16 protein-coding genes and 1 tRNA gene are annotated in these 17,076 nt (G+C 67.5%); 9 read left to right on the top strand and 8 right to left on the bottom strand.

Going from position 1 to position 17,076, the window contains the following annotated elements; translation table 11 throughout:
* Positions 1–91 precede the first annotated feature (91 nt).
* The gene (locus tag ACGFNN_RS19160; RefSeq protein ID WP_393557272.1) at positions 92–703 is read left to right on the top strand and encodes an FMN-dependent NADH-azoreductase; all 612 of its coding nucleotides are present in this window, start codon (positions 92–94) and stop codon (positions 701–703) included.
* A gap of 368 nt (positions 704–1,071) precedes the next feature.
* On the opposite strand, the gene ACGFNN_RS19155 is transcribed toward ACGFNN_RS19160, so the two are convergent.
* Positions 1,072–1,154: transfer RNA gene (locus ACGFNN_RS19155), tRNA-Leu, on the bottom strand.
* A 315-nt stretch (positions 1,155–1,469) separates the two neighbouring features.
* On the opposite strand from ACGFNN_RS19155, the gene ACGFNN_RS19150 reads away from it, so the two are divergent.
* The 6 genes from ACGFNN_RS19150 to pknB all read left to right on the top strand — a co-directional run bounded on the left by ACGFNN_RS19150 (position 1,470) and on the right by pknB (position 9,485).
* A complete protein-coding gene (locus tag ACGFNN_RS19150; protein ID WP_393557270.1) occupies positions 1,470–2,327 on the top strand; it encodes an FhaA domain-containing protein in 858 nt (285 codons plus the stop codon).
* Between the two features lie 10 nt (positions 2,328–2,337).
* Entirely contained in the window at positions 2,338–2,853 is a 516-nt protein-coding gene (locus ACGFNN_RS19145) for an FHA domain-containing protein (protein WP_362545232.1), read from the top strand.
* Positions 2,854–2,982: 129 nt separating this feature from the next.
* Positions 2,983–4,455, top strand: a complete 1,473-nt coding sequence (locus ACGFNN_RS19140) for a Stp1/IreP family PP2C-type Ser/Thr phosphatase (protein WP_393557268.1) — start codon at positions 2,983–2,985, stop codon at positions 4,453–4,455.
* 21 nt (positions 4,456–4,476) lie between these two features.
* The gene (locus ACGFNN_RS19135) at positions 4,477–5,877 is read left to right on the top strand and encodes an FtsW/RodA/SpoVE family cell cycle protein (RefSeq protein WP_362663297.1); all 1,401 of its coding nucleotides are present in this window, start codon (positions 4,477–4,479) and stop codon (positions 5,875–5,877) included.
* A complete protein-coding gene (locus tag ACGFNN_RS19130) occupies positions 5,874–7,328 on the top strand; it encodes a peptidoglycan D,D-transpeptidase FtsI family protein (protein WP_393557266.1) in 1,455 nt (484 codons plus the stop codon). The genes ACGFNN_RS19135 and ACGFNN_RS19130 overlap by 4 nt, the downstream gene beginning before the upstream one ends.
* Before the next feature lie 171 nt (positions 7,329–7,499).
* Entirely contained in the window at positions 7,500–9,485 is a 1,986-nt protein-coding gene (gene pknB / locus ACGFNN_RS19125; RefSeq protein WP_393557264.1) for a Stk1 family PASTA domain-containing Ser/Thr kinase, read from the top strand.
* Between the two features lie 84 nt (positions 9,486–9,569).
* On the opposite strand, the gene ACGFNN_RS19120 is transcribed toward pknB, so the two are convergent.
* The 5 genes from ACGFNN_RS19120 to ACGFNN_RS19100 form a co-directional block, all read right to left on the bottom strand.
* Positions 9,570–10,298, bottom strand: a complete 729-nt coding sequence (locus ACGFNN_RS19120) for a class E sortase (RefSeq protein ID WP_393557262.1) — start codon at positions 10,296–10,298, stop codon at positions 9,570–9,572.
* 36 nt (positions 10,299–10,334) lie between these two features.
* Positions 10,335–11,744, bottom strand: coding sequence for a class E sortase (locus tag ACGFNN_RS19115; protein WP_393557260.1), 1,410 nt, complete (start codon positions 11,742–11,744; stop codon positions 10,335–10,337).
* Complete coding sequence (locus ACGFNN_RS19110) at positions 11,741–12,379, bottom strand: aminodeoxychorismate/anthranilate synthase component II (protein WP_362545253.1); 639 nt, start codon at positions 12,377–12,379, stop codon at positions 11,741–11,743. Before ACGFNN_RS19110 ends, ACGFNN_RS19115 begins: the two co-directional genes overlap by 4 nt.
* A complete protein-coding gene (locus ACGFNN_RS19105; protein WP_393557258.1) occupies positions 12,376–12,564 on the bottom strand; it encodes a hypothetical protein in 189 nt (62 codons plus the stop codon). The genes ACGFNN_RS19110 and ACGFNN_RS19105 overlap by 4 nt, the downstream gene beginning before the upstream one ends.
* Positions 12,565–12,693: 129 nt before the next feature.
* Complete coding sequence (locus tag ACGFNN_RS19100) at positions 12,694–13,461, bottom strand: DUF881 domain-containing protein (RefSeq protein ID WP_393557256.1); 768 nt, start codon at positions 13,459–13,461, stop codon at positions 12,694–12,696.
* Between the two features lie 137 nt (positions 13,462–13,598).
* On the opposite strand from ACGFNN_RS19100, the gene crgA reads away from it, so the two are divergent.
* A complete protein-coding gene (gene crgA / locus ACGFNN_RS19095) occupies positions 13,599–13,853 on the top strand; it encodes a cell division protein CrgA (RefSeq protein WP_362545262.1) in 255 nt (84 codons plus the stop codon).
* A gap of 295 nt (positions 13,854–14,148) precedes the next feature.
* Here the strand turns inward: crgA and ACGFNN_RS19090 are convergent, their stop codons facing one another.
* Both ACGFNN_RS19090 and ACGFNN_RS19085 read right to left on the bottom strand, forming a co-directional pair.
* Positions 14,149–15,051 (bottom strand): rhomboid family intramembrane serine protease, encoded by a 903-nt coding sequence (locus tag ACGFNN_RS19090; protein WP_393557254.1) that lies wholly within the window; start codon positions 15,049–15,051, stop codon positions 14,149–14,151.
* Positions 15,052–15,174: 123 nt separating this feature from the next.
* Positions 15,175–15,702 (bottom strand): peptidylprolyl isomerase, encoded by a 528-nt coding sequence (locus ACGFNN_RS19085; protein WP_393557252.1) that lies wholly within the window; start codon positions 15,700–15,702, stop codon positions 15,175–15,177.
* A gap of 367 nt (positions 15,703–16,069) precedes the next feature.
* Here ACGFNN_RS19085 and ACGFNN_RS19080 point away from each other — a divergent pair, with 367 nt between their 5' ends.
* Positions 16,070–16,795, top strand: coding sequence for a DUF5324 family protein (locus ACGFNN_RS19080; protein ID WP_393557251.1), 726 nt, complete (start codon positions 16,070–16,072; stop codon positions 16,793–16,795).
* Positions 16,796–17,076: the final 281 nt, after the last annotated feature.

Below are 17,076 nucleotides of genomic sequence, written 5' to 3'. Positions count from 1 at the left end.
GTTATCAATAGGAGCATACGGAAAATCACCAGCTCTTCCTGCGGCCCGCGCGCCGCAGGATCGAGCCGATCGACATTCTTTGGAGAACCCCATGGCCACGCTCCTCCACCTCGACTCAGCCGTCTTCTCCGAGGGCTCCATGTCCCGCGAGGTCACCGCCGCGTTCGTCACGACGTGGCGCGAACAGCACCCGGACGGCGAGGTCGTCTACCGCGATCTCGCCGCGGAGCCGCTGCCACACCTGGACGCCACGGCGGTGGCAGCCGGCGCCACCGACACCCTTCGCGGTGAGTTGGCGGCTGAGCTCGCCGCGGCGGACGCCGTACTCATCGGCGCACCCATGTACAACTTCTCGATCCCCTCCACCCTGAAGGCGTGGCTGGACCAGGTGATCATCGTGGGCCACAACGCAGGCATCGAAGGCCCCGTAGCGGGCACGCCCGTCACCGTCGTGGCCAGCCGGGGAGGTTCGTACGCCCCGGGTACGCCGCGCGAGGACTTCGAGTTCGTCCAGAACTACCTGGAGAAGGTCCTCAGCGGCATGCTGGGCCTCGAAGTCGACTTCATCGTTCCTGAGCTGACCCTGGCCCGCTCGAAGCCCGAGATGGCAGAGCTCATTCCGCTCGCAGACGCCTCCAGGACCCAGGCGTTCGCCGAAGCAGCGGAGAAGGCAAAGGCCTTGGCCGCACGCCTGGCGGCCTGACGGCCCACCGGCGGTCGGCTCGGCGTGAACTCAGGTGTGGCGTGGGACTCACCTCATGTCGACCGCTCGAAACCCGTCGGCCGACCGCTCGGCCCGCCGAGCCAGAACCACCGACCGAAGCGCGGGGCCGAACCGGACGGTTCCGACGTTTCACGTGAAACAGCCGCTACAGAGAGTGCCGCCCGCACCCCTCACCGGCCACATCACACGTGAAAGAGAACACGGACCACCCGCAGCACCTCACGCGGTACGCGGACAGGCGCCGGGAACGCCGTGCAGGCACTCCACACAACGAAGAACCCCCGCACCCAGAAATCGGTGCGGGGGTTCTGTCGAACCTGCCCAGCAGCTGCAAGCAACTGCCGTTGTGCGCGAGGGGGGATTTGAACCCCCACGTCCCTAAGGACACTGGCACCTGAAGCCAGCGCGTCTGCCGTTCCGCCACTCGCGCATGAGTGGTGCTTTCAGACTCTCTCACCGTGTGGTGCGAGCGCCTGGCGACAACGGAAGATTAGCACGCTGGACAGGGTGGATTCACATCCGTTGTTTCGCGGGACCGACGAGGGGAAGCCGGGAACGCGGAGCGCCTGCCCCCACTCCTTCTGAGTGCACCCGGAGTGCGGGACACTGTCAGGAGGCCACCTCTACGATCCGTGTGAGAGGTGACACTCATCCACTGTGCAGACAAGGGGAACCAGCCGATTTCCCGACGCGTGGATACGATCAGTAAGCAGTACAGGGATGACGACACCGGAGGAGGTGCCCCATGGGAGTCATGAAGCGTTTCGAGCAGCGTCTCGAAGGTCTGGTCAACGGCACCTTCGCCAAAGTCTTCAAGTCCGAGGTGCAGCCGGTCGAGATCGCGGGCGCCCTCCAGCGTGAGTGCGACAACAACGCAACCATCTGGAACCGCGAGCGGACCGTCGTGCCCAACGACTTCATCGTCGAGCTCAGCACGCCGGACTACGAGCGCCTGAGCCCGTACTCCGGGCAGCTCGGTGACGAACTGTCCGGCCTCGTACGCGACTACGCCAAGCAGCAGCGGTACACCTTCATGGGACCGATCAAGGTCCACCTGGAGAAGGCGGACGACCTGGACACGGGTCTCTACCGAGTACGCAGCAGGACCCTGGCGTCGAGTTCGTCACAGCAGCAGGGCCAGCAGAGCGGGCCCGCCCCGCACGCACAGCCGAACCGGCCCGGCCCTCAGGGACAGGGTGGCTACGGCTACCCGCCGCCCTCCGCCCCGCCCATGCCTCAGGCTCCGCCGGGCTCCGGGCGACCGGGAGGCCCCTCCAGCGACTGGCGCCCGCCGTCCGCGTCCGGCTCCGCGCCGAACGCACAGGTGCGGCGCTGGATCGAGATCAACGGCACACGCCATCAGATCTCCCGCCCGACGTTGGTGATGGGACGAAGCACCGACGCCGACGTGCGGATCGACGACCCCGGCGTATCGCGCCGGCACTGTGAGATCCGGACCGGAACGCCCTCGACGATCCAGGATCTCGGGTCCACCAACGGCATCGTGGTGGACGGGCAGCACACCACCCGCGCTACGCTCCGCGACGGCTCGCGGATCGTCGTGGGCAGCACCACCATCGTTTACCGGCAAGCCGAAGGGTGAAGCGGGGGCAATGTCAGAGCTGACCCTGACGGTCATGCGGCTAGGTTTCCTGGCTGTTCTGTGGCTATTCGTAATCGTGGCCGTCCAGGTCATTCGCAGCGACCTGTTCGGTACGCGTGTCACACAGCGCGGTTCACGCCGCACTGCGAGTGACACCCGCCCGCAGCAGGGACGCCAGCAGCAGGCGGCGCCGCCTCAGCAGCGCCAGCAGTCCGGACGCCAGCGCCGTGGGGCACCCACGAAGCTGGTCGTCTCCGAAGGCACTCTCACCGGCACCACGGTCGCCCTCCAGGGGCAGACCATCACTCTGGGCCGGGCGCACGATTCAACGATCGTGCTGGACGACGACTACGCGTCCAGTCGGCATGCCAGGATCTACCCGGACCGTGACGGCCAGTGGATCGTCGAGGATCTCGGGTCCACCAACGGCACCTATCTCGACCGGACCCGGCTCACCACCCCGACACCTGTTCCGCTGGGCGCGCCGATCCGCATCGGCAAGACCGTCATCGAGCTGCGGAAGTAGTACGACAATGAGCGAGCGGAGCGAGCGAGCCGCGGCGGGCCTGACGAAGGCCCCCGCCCGGCTCCCGACCGGAGGGTGGGCAGTGTGGCTCGAGACCGGCTGTACCCCGAACCGACGGGCGAGGTGCGTATGAGCTTGTCCCTGCGCTTCGCCGCCGGATCGCACAAGGGCATGATCCGGGAAGGCAACGAGGACTCCGGCTACGCCGGCCCCCGCCTTCTGGCCATCGCCGACGGCATGGGCGGCCAGGCGGCCGGAGAGGTCGCCAGCTCCGAGGTGATCTCCACGCTCGTCCAGCTCGACGACGACGTGCCGGGATCGGACATCCTCACCTCGCTCGGCACGGCGGTTCAGCGGGCCAACGACCAGCTGCGCGTCATGGTCGAGGAGGACCCCCAGCTGGAGGGCATGGGCACGACGCTCACAGCCCTGCTCTGGACCGGTCAGCGCCTCGGCCTCGTCCACGTCGGTGACTCCCGTGCGTACCTGCTCCGCGACGGCGTGCTGACGCAGATCACCCAGGACCACACATGGGTCCAGCGTCTCGTCGACGAGGGCAGGATCACCGAGGAGGAGGCCACCACCCACCCGCAGCGCTCCCTGCTGATGCGGGCCCTGGGCAGTGGCGACCACGTCGAACCCGACCTCTCCGTCCGGGAGGTCCGCGCCGGTGACCGCTACCTGATCTGCTCCGACGGCCTTTCCGGCGTCGTCTCCCACCAGACGATGGAAGAGACCCTGGCCAGCTACCAGGGTCCGCAGGAGACGATCCAGGACCTCATCCAGCTCGCCCTGCGCGGCGGTGGCCCCGACAACATCACCTGCATCGTCGCCGACGTCCTGGACGTCGACAGCAACGACACCCTGGCCGGGCAGTTGAACGACACCCCGGTCGTCGTGGGTGCGGTTGCGGAGAACCAGGCCGCTCAGGCGAACGACGGCCGCGCCATGGAGACGCCGGCCGGACGCGCCGCCGGCCTCGGCCGACCCGTGCCCCCGCCGGCGGGAGGCTTCGGCCCTCCCGGCAGCGGCGACGACATGGGCTACGGGGCGGCGCCGCACGGCTCCTTCGACGCCTACACCGACGACGACTTCGTCAAGCCGCGTAAGAGCCGCCGTTGGATGAAGAGGTCCTTCTACATCGTGCTGGCCCTGGCGGTCATCGGCGGTGGCGCCTACGGCGGCTACCGCTGGACCCAGACCCAGTTCTACGTGGGCGCGAAGGACGACAACGTCGCGCTGTACCGCGGAATCAGTCAGGACCTCGGCTGGGTGTCCCTCTCGAAGGTCGAGGAGGACACCAAGATCGAACTCAAGTACCTCCCGCCCTACTGGCGCAATCGCGTCGAGGCCACCATCTCCCAGGGCAACCTGGCCGAAGCCCGGGAGAAGATCAGCGAGCTGGACGCGCAGGCGTCGGCCTGCAAGAAGGCCGCGCAGCGCCGCGCCGCCGAGGCGGAAGCCGCCAAGAACCAGAACGAGGCCGCCGACAGCAATTCCGCCACGTCCCCCGAAAAGGGGACCAAGACCGCGACTCCCACTCCCGGCCCCAGCCTCTCGGAGGAAGAGAAGAAGCTGGCCCTGCAGTGCGGTAAGCAGTAAGCCGTAGGGGGCCTTCAGCACATGAGCGTTGTCACCAACACCACGACCATCGGCGCGATCGACGCGCCCAGTCGCCGTAACACCGAGCTGGTGCTCGTCGTATTCGCCGTCCTGATCTCGGTGTTCGCCTACGCCAACGTGGGCCTCGCCCTCAACGGCGAGCTGCCCGCGGGCATGCTCGGCTACGGCCTGGGCCTCGCGCTGCTCGGCGGAGTGGCACACCTGGCCGTGCGGAGATTCGCCCCGTACGCCGACCCGCTGCTGCTGCCGCTGGCCACGTTGCTCAACGGGCTGGGGCTCGCGATCATCTGGCGCCTGGACCAGTCGGAGCGGTTCCAAGCCCTGAAGACCTTCGCACCGGCAGCATCCAAGCAGCTCATGTTCTCCGCCGCCGGCGTTGCCCTCATGGTCTGTGTACTGCTCGTCCTCAAGGACCACCGGATCTTGCAGCGCTACACCTACATCTCGATGCTTGTAGCGCTGTTCCTTCTGATCCTTCCGATGTTCTTCCCCGCGGTGAACGGCGCCAAGATCTGGATCCGGATCCCCGGTATCGGCACGATCCAGCCCGGTGAGTTCGCCAAGATCATCATTGCGGTCTTCTTCGCCGGCTATCTGATGGTCAAGCGTGATGCCCTGGCCCTGGCGAGCCGTCGGTTCATGGGCCTGTACCTGCCCCGCGGCCGTGACCTCGGGCCGATCCTCATGGTCTGGGCGTTCTCAATCCTCATCCTGGTCTTCGAGACCGACCTCGGTTCCTCCCTGCTGTTCTTCGGCATGTTCGTCGTCATGCTGTACGTCGCCACCGAACGCACCAGCTGGATCGTCTTCGGTCTGCTGATGTCCGGCGCGGGTGCCGTGGGTGTGGCCACCTTCGAGCCTCACGTACAGGACCGTGTCACCGCCTGGCTCGACCCCTTCGCCGGGTGGGGCAAGGAGGCAGCAAGCGAGCAGATGGCCAAGTCCCTGATGGCCTTCGGCTCCGGCGGCACCCTCGGCACCGGCCTCGGCCAGGGCAACTCCGACCTGATCGGCTTCGCCGCCAACTCCGACTTCATCCTCGCCACCGTCGGCGAGGAGCTCGGCCTCGCCGGGATGATGGCGGTCCTGCTCGTCTACGGCCTCGTCGTCGAGCGCGGTGTCCGCACCGCCCTCGCCGCTCGCGACCCGTTCGGCAAGCTCCTCGCGATCGGTCTCTCCGGCGCCTTCGCCATCCAGGTCTTCGTCGTCGCCGGCGGTGTCATGGGGCTCATCCCGCTGACCGGTATGACCATGCCGTTCCTCGCGGCCGGTGGTTCATCCGTCATCGCCAACTGGGCCCTCATCGGAATCCTGATCAGGATCAGCGACACGGCCCGGCGTCCCGCCCCTGCACCCGCACCGTCCCCGGACGCCGAAATGACCCAGGTGGTCCGACCGTGAACAAGCCACTCCGCAGGATCGCCATCTTCTGTGGCGTCCTCGTCCTGGCCCTGCTCATCCGCACCAACTACCTCCAGTACGTCCGTGCCGACGAGCTCAACTCGAACGAGCACAACCGACGCGTCGAGATCGAGCGCTACGCCCACGAGCGCGGCAACATCATCGTCGACGGCGAACCGGTGACCGGCTCGGTCGAGACCGAGGACAGCGACTTCAAGTACAAGCGCGTCTGGAAGAACGGGCCCATGTGGGCCCCCGTCACCGGCTACTCCTCGCAGGCCTTCGACTCCTCGCAGCTGGAGAACCTCGAGGACGGCATCCTCACCGGCAACAGCGACCAGCTGTTCTTCGACCGCACCCTGTCGATGTTCACCGGCGAGAAGAAGACCGGCGGAAACGTCGTCACCACCCTGAACGGCGCCGCCCAGAAGGCCGCCTTCGAGGGGCTCGGCAACAAAAAGGGCGCCGTCGCCGCGCTCGACCCGCAGACCGGCGCGATCCTGGCGCTCGCGAGCACCCCCTCGTACGACCCCTCGGTCTTCGCGGGCAACTCCATGAAGGACTCCGACGCCCGGCAGAAGCTCCTGGACGACAAGGACAAGCCGATGCTGAACCGGGCCCTGCGGGAGACCTACCCGCCCGGCTCGACGTTCAAGGTCGTCACGGCGGCCGCGGCGCTGGAGAACGGCCTCTACACCGACATCGACGCGAAGACCGACTCCCCGCTGCCCTGGCGGCTCCCGCAGTCGACGAACCTCCTGCAGAACGAGGGCAACATCCCCTGCAAGGACGCCTCGCTCCGGGTGGCCCTGCGCTACTCCTGCAACACCGTCTTCGGCAAGATGAGCGACGACCTCGGCAACGAGAAGATGATCGAGCAGGCCGACAAGTTCGGCTTCAACAAGGAAGTCTTCACGCCGGTCCGGGCGGACGCCAGCGTCTACCCCGAGGACAACAAGCCGCAGAACGCCATGGCCGGCATCGGCCAGGCCTCCAACCGTGCGACTCCGCTCCAGATGGCCATGGTCGCCTCGGCCATCGCCAACGACGGCAAGCTCATGGAGCCGTACATGGTCGCCCAGCGCCAGGCGCCCAACCTCGACGTCATCTACACCCACGAGAAGAAGCAGCTCAGCGAGCCGCTCTCGGCGGAGAACGCCCAGAAGGTGCAGCAGATGATGGAGACCGTGGTCAAGGAGGGCACGGGAACCAACGCCCAGATCGACGGCGTCACTGTCGGTGGCAAGACGGGCACCGCCCAGCACGGCCTCAACAACAGTGAGAAGCCGTACGCCTGGTTCATCTCGTACGCCAAGACCGACAGCGGCTCACCCGTCGCCGTCGCCGTCGTGGTCGAGGACGGCAACGCCAACCGGGACGACATCTCCGGTGGCGGCCTGGCAGCACCGATCGCCAAGAACGTGATGAAGGCGGTACTCGACGGAAAGTAGTGACACCCGTCACAACTTCTGTCCGCACCAGCACATTGGGATACCGGTCGGATATCAGCTGACGGGTGCGGGCCGATCACGCCGGGAGTGCCCGGTAGCGTATGCGCGAGCAGCGCACCGCCGGACCACACACGGGTGCGGTCGGGACTGACGGAGAGGGCTGGATCAGTTATGGAAGAGCCGCGTCGCCTCGGCGGCCGGTACGAGCTGGGCTCGGTGCTCGGCCGTGGTGGCATGGCCGAGGTCTACCTCGCGCACGACACCAGGCTCGGCCGCACCGTCGCTGTGAAGACGCTGCGGGCCGACCTCGCCCGCGACCCGTCCTTCCAGGCACGGTTCCGCCGTGAGGCCCAGTCCGCCGCATCGCTCAACCACCCCGCGATCGTCGCCGTCTACGACACCGGCGAGGACTACGTGGACGGGGTCTCCATCCCGTACATCGTGATGGAGTACGTCGACGGATCGACGCTCAGGGAGCTCCTGCACTCCGGCCGCAAGCTGCTGCCGGAGCGGACCCTGGAGATGACGGTCGGCATCCTGCAGGCGCTCGAGTACTCGCACCGCGCCCAGATCGTCCACCGCGACATCAAGCCGGCCAACGTCATGCTGACGCGGACCGGTCAGGTCAAGGTGATGGACTTCGGTATCGCCCGCGCCATGGGCGACTCCGGCATGACGATGACCCAGACCGCCGCGGTCATCGGCACCGCCCAGTACCTCTCCCCGGAACAGGCGAAGGGCGAGCAGGTCGACGCCCGGTCCGACCTGTACTCCACCGGCTGCCTCCTCTACGAGCTGCTCGCGGTCCGGCCCCCGTTCGTCGGGGACTCGCCCGTGGCGGTCGCGTACCAGCACGTGCGCGAGGAGCCGCAGCCCCCGAGCAACTTCGACCCCGAGATCACGCCCGAGATGGACGCCATCGTCCTCAAGGCGCTGACCAAGGACCCCGACTACCGCTACCAGTCGGCCGACGAGATGCGCGCCGACATCGAGGCCTGCCTCGACGGCCGTCCGGTCGCCGCGACGGCGGCCATGGGGTCCGTCGGCTACGGCGGCGGGTACGACGGCTACAACAACGACCAGCCGACCACCGCCCTGCGCGCGGCCGACTCGGGTGGCGCCCAGACCTCGATGCTGCCCCCGGTCAACCCGGACGACGGTGGCTACGGCGGCTACGACGACCGGCCCGACCGCCGGCGCCAGAAGAAGAGCAACACCTCGACGATCCTCCTGGTGGTCGCCGGTGTCCTGGTCCTCATCGGCGCGATCCTCATCGGCCGTGCGGTCTTCAGCTCGAACGACGGCGGGGATGGCAAGACCGACACCCCGAACGTGGTCGGTTCGACGGTCGCCGAGGCCCAGCGACTCGCGGAGAACGCCGAGGTCACCCTCTCCGTCGGTTCGAAGGAACCGTGTGAGAACCAGGCGAAGGGCGAGATCTGCAGCCAGCAGCCCTCCCCGGACTCCCGGATGGACATCGGCGGAACCGTGACGGTCGTCGTCTCCACCGGTGCCCCCAAGATCGAGGTTCCGGACGTCCTGGAGAAGTCCGAGGACAACGCCCGCAAGGCGCTCGAGGACAAGGGCTTCACGGTCAACGTGAAGACCGAGGAGTCCGAGAGCACCGCAGGCACGGTCATCAAGCAGGACCCTGAAGGTGGTTCGAAGGCGGAGAAGGACACCGAGGTCACCATCACGGTGGCCAAGGAGGCCACCCAGAACGTCCCCGGTGTCGTCGGCAGGTCGTTCGAGGACGCCGAGGCGCAGCTGAAGGGCGTCGGCTTCACCAACGTCTCCAGGACTGATGTGGACTCGCAGGAGCCCGCCGGCACGGTGATCGAGCAGACTCCGGAGCCGAACAGCAAGCAGGCCAAGGACACGCAGATCGTCCTGAAGGTCTCCAAGGGTCCCGCACAGCCCGAACAGGTCACCATCCCCGGTGACATCGTGGGCAAGCGGTATCAGGATGTGAAGGGTCAGCTCGAGGGCCTGGGTCTGGTGGTAGCACTCGCCCCCAACTCGCCGGACAAGCCGAACGCTCTGGTCGTCCAGGCCAACCCGGGTGCCAACAGCCCTGTTGCCAAGGGCAGTACGGTCACCCTCACCACCCTCCCTGGTGGAGACGGCGGCGGCCTCTTCGGCGGGCAGCAAGGCTGAGCACAGCAGAGCGCGTCAACGACTTGGGCCCCGGTCACCTGGAAGAGGTGGCCGGGGCCCGGTCGTTGTGCGGGAGGACCGGTGTCACCGGAGCTCGGCCGGCTCCGTACGGTCCCGATCCACCTTCTCCGTCCGCACCAGCTCGCCCCAGACGATGTAGCGGTACTTCGACGTGTAGACGGGCGTGCAGGTGGTCAGCGTGATGTAGCGGCCGGCCTTCTTCTTCCCCGACTCCTTGGGCACCGGAGCGATGGCGTCCACATTGAACTTCGAGGTCTCGGGAAGCTCCGCGAAGACCTTGTAGACGTACCAGGTGTCCTTGGTCTCGAAGACGATCGCGTCGCCCTTCTTCACCTTGTCGATGTTGTGGAACTTCGCGCCGTGCCCGTCCCGGTGCGCGGCGAGGGTGAAGTTGCCCTGCTTGTCGGAGGGCAGGGCGGACTTGACGGGGTCCGTGTAGTAGCCCGCGATGCCGTTGTTGAGCGTCTCGGTGTCGGTGCCCTTCTTGACCAGCACCTCGCCGTTCTTCATCGCGGGGACGTGGAGGAAGCCGATGCCGTCCCTGGTGTCCAGGGCACCCGGGCCGTCCGCCCAGTGGTCGCGGACGGTGTCCCCCTGCTTGCCCGCCTCGCGGTCGGCGAGCACGTTCGTCCACCACAGCGAGTAGGCGACGAACAGGCCCAGCACCACCCCTGCCGTGATCAGCAGCTCACCGAAGACGCTCACCGCCGACGCGATGGGATGGCGGGTCCTTCGACGTACCGGAGCCACCGGCTCGTCGGTGCGCTCTTCCTGCTGGGTCCTCGCTGCCACCGCACCCGCCCCTGTCGTGTTGTCGTACAGCCCGCTTCAGTCGACGAGCGCGTCGGGCTTCCCCTTGCTGCGCGGCCGTTCGTCGACCATTTTGCCCCACACGATCATTCGGTACGTACTCGTGAATTCCGGGGTGCAGGTCGTCAACGTGATGTATCTGCCCGGGCCCTTGAAGCCTGATCCCACCGGTACCTCGTCGATCACGGAGACGTTCGACGGCGAGGTCTGCGGGAGGATGCTGGTCATCTCGTACGTGTAGTAGGCGTCCTGGGTCTCGACCACGATCGGATCGCCGGGCTTCAGCTTGTTGATGTAGCGGAACGGCTCGCCATGGGTGTTGCGGTGGCCGGCCACCGCGAAGTTGCCCTTCTCCGCCGAGGGCATCGCGGTCTTCAGCTTGCCCTCGCCGTAGTGACCGATCATGCCGCGGTCGAGGACCTTCTCCTTGCTGATGCCCTCGGCGATCGGCGCGACGACGTCCAGCTTGGGGATGTGCATGATGGCGAAGCCCTGGCCGGGCTCGAAGGCCCCCGGGCTGCGTTCGCCGCTGGCCCAGTCGTCCTGGATCTTGTGTGTCTCCTGGCCGGCGATCTGGTCGGCGCGCACGTTCGTCCACCACAGCTGGTAGGTGACGAAGAGGAGCATGAGAACGCCGAAGGTGATGAACACCTCGCCCACGACCCTGCTGGCCACGACCGCGGGGCTGTCCTTGGCCGCACGCGCGGCCCGCCTGGCCTCCAGGCGTGTCATCGGCACCGCGGGCGCGTCTGTCTCCGGTCCCGCCTTGGCCGCCGGTGCCTCTCCCCGCCGTCTGCCACGTCCCTTGGCCGCCCTGCGACGCTCGGCCCGCCCGCCCGTGGGCAGCGGATCCGTACCGCCGTCCCGTCCATCGGCCGGGTCGGGAACCGTAGCTCCGCGGGTGTTGGCGGTGCGGAGTGCGACCGTCTCGTCGTGCCGGAGAGGGGCGGTGACGCCGACCGGCTCGGGATCCGGGAGGAACACGGCCTCCTGGGCCGGGACGCCCGTCACGGGGGCATGCACATCCGGCGTTCGCGCCGACGACCCGGCCATCGCGTCGGACGGCCCCGTCATCGGATCGGGTATCACCGCCGTCCCCCGGACCGTTCCCGCCGAAGGAACGCCGTCAGCCCGCTGCTGGCCGTACCAGTCCCTCTGGTACCCCTCCGGGTCGTACCACTCGCCCGGCGGCTCCACAGGCCCGTAGGACGCCTCCTGTGGCATCTGGGACGCCTGGGGGGCCTGGGGTGGACCACCGCCGGGTGACGCGGGCCCGGATCCGGCCCAGGGCGATCCATGCCCGCCCGGGAGCGGGTCGTTCAGCGGATCCGCGAGCTGCTCCACCGCCGCCGCGAACGAGCCGTCCGGCTCGTACGCTCCCTGCGCGTACGGGCCGTCCTGCCCGGCGCCTGGGTGGGGTGAGGTCACGCGACGGCCTTGCCCACCACCGGAGCGAGCCCCGCCGATCTCGCGACGGCGCCCGTGTCACCGCACTGCTCAAGCCAGTTGGCGAGCATCAGGTGGCCGTACTCCGTCAGCACCGACTCGGGGTGGAACTGCACTCCCTCCACCGCGTGTTCACGGTGGCGGAGCCCCATGATGATGCCGTCGGCGGTACGTGCGGTGACCTCCAGCTCCGGTGGGACCGTCGCGGGCTCGGCCGCGAGGGAGTGGTAGCGGGTCGCGGTGAACGGTGACGGCAGCCCGGCGAACACGCCCTTGCTCTCGTGCAGGACGGGCGAGGTCTTGCCGTGCAGCAACTCAGGCGCCCGGTCGACCACACCGCCGTAGGCCACGGCCATCGACTGCATTCCCAGACAGACGCCGAAGACGGGCACCCCGCTGCGCGCGCAGTGGTGCACCATCTCGATGCAGACACCGGCCTGCTCGGGCGTCCCAGGACCGGGCGACAGCAGTACGCCGTCGAACCCGTCGTCCGCGTGCGCCGTGGTCACCTCGTCGTTGCGCACCACCTCGCACTCGGCACCGAGCTGGTAGAGGTACTGGACGATGTTGAAGACGAAGCTGTCGTAGTTGTCCACGACGAGGATGCGCGCGCTCACTGGCCGGCCCCCGCTCCGCCGGCGCTCTCGCCGTCCACCGTCGCGTCACCGAACGAGAGCAGTGGCTCCGCCCAGGGGAAGACGTACTGGAAGAGCGCATAGACAACGGCCAGGACGAGCACGAGCGAGATGAAGCCCCGTACCCATGCGTTGCCCGGCAGATGCCGCCAGATCCAGCCGTACATGCTGTTGCCTCCATTCGGTACGGGACCAGACTAATCGGCCGGGACGCGGGCGTGGGTCAGCTGTGGAAAGCCGTCCGTGGCGCGTCCGCCGCACTCCTCCGGGGATCCGGCGACTCCCCGTTCCCCGGGCTACTCGACCGGCTGTGCGTAATGGAGATCGACCGTGCCCGAATAGCCGGGAAGCGTCAGCTTGTCATCCTCTTCGACCTTCCACCCCAGCCCGTACGCCTTTACATACAGTTGGTAGTTCTGGATGGCCGTGGAGTTGTCGAGGGCCCGCCGGAGTTCGTCCCGGTCACCGACCGCGGTGACCTTGTAGGGAGGCGAGTAGACGCGACCCTGAAGGATCAGGGTGTTCCCGACGCAGCGCACCGCGCTGGTGGAGATCAGCCGCTGGTCCATCACCCGGATTCCTTTGGCGCCGCCCTCCCACAGTGCGTTGACCACGGCCTGCAGGTCCTGCTGGTGGATGACCAGGTCGTTGGGCTGAGGGTCCGGATAACCGGGATTGGCGGTCGCGTTCGGAGGTGCGTCGTTCAGGGTGACGGACAACGCCTCACCGGTGATCGCAGTGGTGCCCGCCGCCTTCTCGAGTGCGTCCAGCTTGGCGTCCTCGGCACTTGTACTCCCGTCGTCACGGCGGGCGAGGGTGTCGATGTCGGCGCGCACGGCAGCGGTCGATTCATCCAGTTCGGCGTTCTTCTCACTGCGCTGCTGGATGAGGTCCGAGAGCTTCAGCAGAGAGGAATCGGTCCGGATATCGGTCCCTTTGGCCGTGTTGGCGCTGGTGACGAAGATCAGTCCGGCGAGCGCGAAAACGGCGGCCGTCAGGACCTGCACAGGCCGTCGGGACAGGCGCCGGGCAGGGCCGCGAGGAGATTCGGCAGAATTGCTCAACGTACCCTTATCTCCTTAGGCGCCACGGAAGCACTACGCTAACGGACGCCCCGGGGAGGCAGCATTCCCCCTCGCGCCCCCGGCGCCAGCCACAGATCCCTGCGCGGTCACGCAGCGCATCGACAGGAGAGTCCCTCGTGCCGAAGTCACGTATCCGCAAGAAGGCAGACTTCACGCCTCCGCCGGCCAAGCAGTCGACGAACATAAAGCTGGGCAACCGCGGTTGGGTGGCGCCGGTCATGCTGGCGCTCTTCCTGATCGGTCTCGCCTGGATCGTGGTCTTCTACGTCACCGAGGGCGACCTTCCGGTCGACGCTCTCGGCAACTGGAACATCGTGGTCGGCTTCGGCTTCATCGCCGGCGGCTTCGGAGTCTCCACGCAGTGGAAGTAGCTCTGCCCTGAGTTACCCACAGAGTTATCCACAGGCAGGGGAAAAGGTCGGAAGATCTGTGGATAACCCTCCTCGAGGTTGACGCCGGTGTGACTACACACTCACGTACGGCCGGAGGATGTGCCCCTTGTCCTGACTGGGAAAACCCAGTTCAGCGACGAGGGGCACACGTGTTCCCCACGTCATGCACAAGATCCGGCACACTCTGTGGACAACTCTGCCCTGACCTCGCAGGAACAGGCAGGAAGGCAGCCGACAGCGCGCGTCCCTGCGCTTTGAAGCCTCGCCCGGTCACTCAGGTGAGCACGGCCGTCCGGCCCACGACGATGGCCACGACGGCGAGGAACACCAGCGCGCAGGCGCCGTACTGCACGAGGTTCCGGCGCTCTCGCGGGCCGTGGACCATGGCGATCGCGATCAGGGCGCCGGCGACCAGCCCTCCGACGTGAGCCTGCCAGGCGATGCCACCCCAGGTGAAGGTGAAGATCAGGTTCACGACGAGCAGTGCGATCACCGGTCGCATGTCATAGTTCATCCGGCGCATCAGCACGGCCGTGGCACCCAGGAGACCGAAGACAGCGCCCGAAGCCCCGAGCGTGCCCTGCCCGGGATCGGTGATCCAGTAGGTGAGCGCACTGCCCGCCAGCCCGGACAGCAGGTAGAGCGAGAGATAGCGGACCCTCCCGAGCGCGGCTTCCAGAGGTCCGCCCAGCCACCACAGCCCCAGCATGTTGAACGCGATGTGCAGCACCTCCTCATGGAGGAACATCGATGTCACCAGCCGGTACCACTGCCCCTCGGCCACGCCTTCGAGGCCGGCCGCCTGATCATCCGTGTAGGCCCGGCCGAACAGCAGCAGGTCCTCGAGGAGGTCCCGCCCGGCGACCGAGACGGCGAGGAAGACCGCGAGGTTGATCCCGATGAGGATCTTGGTGATCAGCCTGGGGTCGGAGGCGATGCGCCCACCCGCGAGCGTCCGGGGCCGCGTCGCAGCGGGATGGTGGCCGGTGCCCGAGCCCTTCCGCACGCACTCAGGGCAGTGGAACCCCACCGAGGCCTCGATCATGCAGTCCGTACAGATCGGCCGCTCGCACCGGGTGCAGCGGACGCCCGTCTCACGGCCGGGGTGGCGGTAACACGAGGGCGGGCCGTCCGCAGCCGCGGACCTGCCCTGATCTTCCGGCGGCTGCTGGTCCATCGGTCGTGCCCCCTTCGGTCGTCGTCCGTGCAAGCGGCATACACACGACCGCCCCGCTCGCCCTTTATGTAGCAGTACGGACGAACAGGGCGGTTGGTTCCCGCGCGGGATCGAAGGCCCGGGTCAGCGGGTCTCGATGACGACCGATTCGATCACCACGTCCTGGAGAGGACGGTCGGTCCGCGGATTGGTGGCAGCGGAGGCGATCGCGTCCACGACCTTCTTGCCCGCCTCGTTCGAGACCTCACCGAAGATCGTGTGCTTATTGGTCAGCCAAGCGGTGGGCGACACCGTCACGAAGAACTGCGACCCGTTCGTCCCCGGACCGGCGTTGGCCATGGCCAGCAGATACGGCTTGGTGAATGCGAGGTCGGGGTGGAACTCGTCCGCGAACTCGTAACCGGGGCCGCCCGTACCGTTGCCCAGCGGATCACCGCCCTGGATCATGAAACCGCTGATGACGCGGTGGAAGACAGTGCCGTCGTACAGCTTGTCGGTGGACTGCTTACCGGTCACCGGGTGGGTCCACTCACGCTCACCCTTGGCGAGCTCGACGAAGTTCTTGACCGTCTTGGGCGCGTGGTTCGGCAGGAGCCGGATCTCGATGTCGCCCTGGCTGGTCTTCAAAGTGGCGTAAAGCTGCTCGGCCACGATCTGCCTTCCGTAAGTCTCCGCTGATGACCACCGATCCTCGCACGGAGAGTTCTCTCCACGGCACGGTCAAGGACGCAGTCCGCCCGCAGTCACCTTGTTGCTCGCTTTCCTGCACCTTTTCCACACTCCGTGCGGGCCGACTCGGCCGCACACGGTCGAATGGCGACCACCTGATCGACCCTGCGAAGCGCGCCGACACGAATCGTGGCATCGTCGGCGACACGCTCCCCTTGCACCGAATTGCTCGAAGATGGCGTCTATGACCCGGATGCCCGTCCCGCATGGCGCTCAAGGCCTCAGCGGGCATGATTTCGAATTGGGTGGATAGGCGGAGTACCTACCCGCCACCAAGGAGGAGGATCCCGTGACCCGCATCGACAGCGTGCGCGCCGCAACCTACTCGGCGAAGGACAGCGCGCAGCACGCCGCGGAAGTGGTGGCGCCTTACGCCGACACGGCCAAGGAACAGGCCACGCACTACGCGCAGGAGGCTCGCGCACGACTCGCGCCCAAGGTGTCGAAGGCAGCCGCGCAGGCCCGCGTCCAGTACGGCGCACATCTCGCACCCCGAATCGAGCAAGCGCTGACCCACGTCCCGCCGAAGGTCGACGAGGCAGCACACAAGGCCGCCACGAAGACCCGTAGCGCAGCCCGCTGCGCGGCGGACTACACCGTCCCGCGCGTCGAGTACGCGGTGGCAGCGAGCCGGCCCATGGCCGAGCAGGCGACCGCCCGTAGCGCGGCGGCCCTGGCCGCCCTGCGTGGCCAGGTGACTGCCAAGGAGATCCAGAAGATCGTGCGGAAGCACGAGCGCCGGGCCAAGGCGGGACGGTTCGCCAAGGGCATCCTCGTGCTCGGCGCCCTGGCCGGCGGAGCGTTCGCCGCGTGGAAGTGGTGGGACAAGCAGGCCAACCCTGACTGGCTGGTCGAGCCCCCCGCCCCTACCGAGGTGGCCGACGATCGCGCGCCGCTGACCTCGGTCGACGGCAGTGGCAGCACGGTGCTCGACCCGGAGGTCCGAGCCAAGCAGGACGAGGCCGAAAGCGGGTCAGGTCCGGCGGACACCACCGATCGCGACGACAAGCGCTGACACGTTCCTGGGCCCCTGGCCCGAGGGAGGGCGCCGGATGACCTACGGTCTCCGGCGCCCTCCGTCCGTTTCACGACAACCCCGCGCCTGTTTCACGTGAAACAGATGCGTGGCCCAGTTTCACGTGGAACAGGCACGGCGTCTGGATTCACGTGAACTTAGGTCGGTCCCGGGAACCCCGACGGCTCATCGTGCAGCGGGCACTTCCCCGGACTTCAGGGAGACCGGTGGCAGCCGGTACGAGCGCAGAACCGCCGTGAAGGACAGAACCGAAGCGGACC

This window comes from Streptomyces sp. NPDC048590 (assembly GCF_043199535.1).
Lineage (GTDB): Bacteria > Actinomycetota > Actinomycetes > Streptomycetales > Streptomycetaceae > Streptomyces.
Note: the sequence above shows the minus strand (reverse complement) of the source record. Positions and strands in the feature narration are given on the sequence as shown.

Coding starts and splice junctions, on each gene's coding strand:
- ACGFNN_RS19160 (WP_393557272.1), top strand. CDS start 92: ATGGCCACGCTCCTCCACCTCGACTCAGCCGTCTTCTCCGAGGGCTCC.
- ACGFNN_RS19150 (WP_393557270.1), top strand. CDS start 1,470: ATGGGAGTCATGAAGCGTTTCGAGCAGCGTCTCGAAGGTCTGGTCAAC.
- ACGFNN_RS19145 (WP_362545232.1), top strand. CDS start 2,338: ATGTCAGAGCTGACCCTGACGGTCATGCGGCTAGGTTTCCTGGCTGTT.
- ACGFNN_RS19140 (WP_393557268.1), top strand. CDS start 2,983: ATGAGCTTGTCCCTGCGCTTCGCCGCCGGATCGCACAAGGGCATGATC.
- ACGFNN_RS19135 (WP_362663297.1), top strand. CDS start 4,477: ATGAGCGTTGTCACCAACACCACGACCATCGGCGCGATCGACGCGCCC.
- pknB (WP_393557264.1), top strand. CDS start 7,500: ATGGAAGAGCCGCGTCGCCTCGGCGGCCGGTACGAGCTGGGCTCGGTG.
- ACGFNN_RS19105 (WP_393557258.1), bottom strand. CDS start 12,564: ATGTACGGCTGGATCTGGCGGCATCTGCCGGGCAACGCATGGGTACGG.
- ACGFNN_RS19090 (WP_393557254.1), bottom strand. CDS start 15,051: ATGGACCAGCAGCCGCCGGAAGATCAGGGCAGGTCCGCGGCTGCGGAC.